The sequence below is a fragment of the Streptomyces sp. NRRL WC-3549 genome (assembly GCF_000721935.1).
Lineage (GTDB): Bacteria > Actinomycetota > Actinomycetes > Streptomycetales > Streptomycetaceae > Streptomyces.
Genome location: NZ_KL585386.1, coordinates 127,988 through 130,355, shown reverse-complemented (window position 1 = coordinate 130,355; position 2,368 = coordinate 127,988). Strand labels below are relative to the sequence as shown.

Below are 2,368 nucleotides of genomic sequence, written 5' to 3'. Positions count from 1 at the left end.
GCCTCCAGATCGTGGCCGACGACGTCGCCGATCACCGCCACACAGGAGCCGTTCTCCAGCTTGAAGGCGTCGTACCAGTCGCCGCCCAGGTGCCCGGGTGCGCTGGCCGGCCGGTAGACCGTGCACGCCAGGAACGGCCCGAGGTCCAGCAGCCGGGGGAGCAGCAGCCGCTGGAACCGCTCGCCGCTCCTCTGCACCTCGAGGAAGAGGCGCGCGTTCTCGATCGCCACACCCGCTGTCCCGGCCAGCGCCCGGATCACACCTTCGTCCTGCGCGTCGAACGGCTCCCCGTCGCGGCGGTCGGACAGGTACAGATTGCCGTAGACCCGTCCGCGTACCGAGATCGCGACACCGAGCAGGGTCCGCATCGGAGGATGGCCCGGCGGGAAGCCCGCCGACTCGGGGTGCCGGCTGATGTCGGACACCCTGAGCGGTTCCGGGTGGTGGATCAGGTGGCCCAGCAGACCGCGGCCCCGGGGCAGCTCCACGCCCGACAGGTTCTGCAGCTCCCGCGAGTCGAGGCCGAGGGGGATGAACTCGGACAGGAACTCACCGCTGTCGTCCAGCACCCCCAGCGCCCCGTACCGCGCGCCGACCAGGTCCATCGCGGTCCGCACGACCCGCCGCAGCACCGCCGGGAGGTCCAGGTCGCTGCTGATGCCCAGGACCGCGTCGAGCAGGCCCTGAAGGCTGCGCTGAGCGCGGGCCAGGGCGTGCATCTGCTCGGTGATGCGGTCCAGATCCGAACTCTGCGGCAGATTCAGCAGCGACTTGTAGGTCACCTGGGGCGATGACTCCGCCTCCCCGTCCTCGTCCACCGGCTGCTTCCTTTCCGCCCGGGACCGGCCATCCGGCGTACACCTACGGGCCATCGGACCACGGGAGCGGCGCCACCCCTCCGAGGGACCCACCCCGGTGGGCCACTTGGCGCACATGTGCGACTCGATGGTGGGCCTGAGGACAATCACCGCATGGTCATTTCCGCTTCGTCCCTCAACCGCGCCACGCTCGCCCGGCAGTCGCTGCTCCGCCGCGAGCCCCTCGACGCCGCCGACGCCGTGCGGCGCGTGGTCGCCCTGCAGGCACAGCAGCCCGCCTCGCCGTACATCGCGCTGTGGAACCGCGTCGCCGGCTTCGACCCGGACGGCCTCGACGCCGCCCTGGCCGGACTGCACACGGTCAGATCGACGCTGATGCGCATCACCCTGCACGTGGTCCACGCCGACGACTACCGCGACTTCCGCGAAGCCATGGACCCCACCCTGCGCGGCTCCCGGCTCGGCGACCGCCGCTTCCGGGACTCCGGACTCACCGCGGCCGACGCCGACGCACTCCTCCCGGACCTGCTGCGCCACGCCGAACACCCGACGGAGGCGGCGGAGTTGCTCCTTCGGCTCGAAGGACTCCGGGGGGCACCCCTGGAACCGGCGGCATGGAGGATGCTGCGCCAGTACGTGCCCTGGTGGCACGCCCCCGCCGGCGGGCCCTGGTCGTTCGACGCCAGGCCGGGATACGTCGCCCCCGGCGCTCCGCCGGTCCGGTGGGCCGATCCCGATGCGGCGGCCGCGGGCCTGGCGGCCCTGATCGTGAGGTACCTCGAAGGGTTCGGCCCGGCGACCGTGGCCGACATGGCCCAGTTCACCCTCGTCCAGCGGGGCCGGATACGCGGGGCGGTGCAGACACTCGCCGACCGCCTGGAACGGCTGGAGGGCCCCGACGGCACCGTGCTGTACGACGTCCCGGGCGCACCCCGCCCCGGCGCCGACACCCCCGCACCGCCCCGGCTGATGGCGATGTGGGACAGCGTCCTGCTCGCGTACGCCGACCGAAGCCGCGTCGTCCCGCCCGCCTACCGCAGGGTGGTGATCCGAGCCAACGGCGACGTGCTGCCCACCCTGCTGGTCGACGGACGTGTCGCGGGGGTGTGGCGGTCCCTCGGCCCGGCCGTCGAGGTGAGCGCGTTCCACCCGCTGCCCGAGCGGGTCTGGGACGAGCTGGCCGACGAGGCCCGCTCGCTGACCGCCCTGCTCGCCGACCGCGACCCCGTGCCCTACCGGCGCTACGACCACTGGTGGGCCAAGGGCCTGCCCGCCGTCGACACGAGGCTTCTTCCGGCCGGCGGCTGAGCGCACCGGAACGGGAATCCCGCACGGCCCAGGACGTTGACGAGGGAGTGAGCTCTCTCGTCGCACCGCCCCGGTTCTCCTTCCTCGACCGTTCCCGGACCAGGAAAGGCCACGACGGCCCGCAGGCGCTGCGGGACACCGTCCGCCTGGCCCGTACGGCCGAGGAGCTCGGCTACCCCCGCTTCTGGGTGGCCGAGCACCACAGCGTGCCCGGCGTGGCCGGCTCGGCACCGACCGTGCTG

At 73.1% G+C, this 2,368-nt stretch carries 3 protein-coding genes; 2 read left to right on the top strand and 1 reads right to left on the bottom strand.

Annotated features, from left to right (window positions below; translation table 11 throughout):
- The coding region (locus tag IH13_RS0104980; protein ID WP_031081327.1) for a GAF domain-containing protein at positions 1-818 on the bottom strand (818 nt) is incomplete at its 3' end.
- Between the two features lie 153 nt (positions 819-971).
- Between IH13_RS0104980 and IH13_RS0104975 the strand changes: the two genes are divergently transcribed.
- Positions 972-2,126, top strand: coding sequence for a winged helix DNA-binding domain-containing protein (locus tag IH13_RS0104975; RefSeq protein WP_031081326.1), 1,155 nt, complete (start codon positions 972-974; stop codon positions 2,124-2,126).
- A gap of 47 nt (positions 2,127-2,173) precedes the next feature.
- Positions 2,174-2,368 (top strand): LLM class flavin-dependent oxidoreductase (locus tag IH13_RS0104970; RefSeq protein WP_031081325.1); only part of this gene is annotated, 195 nt, incomplete at its 3' end.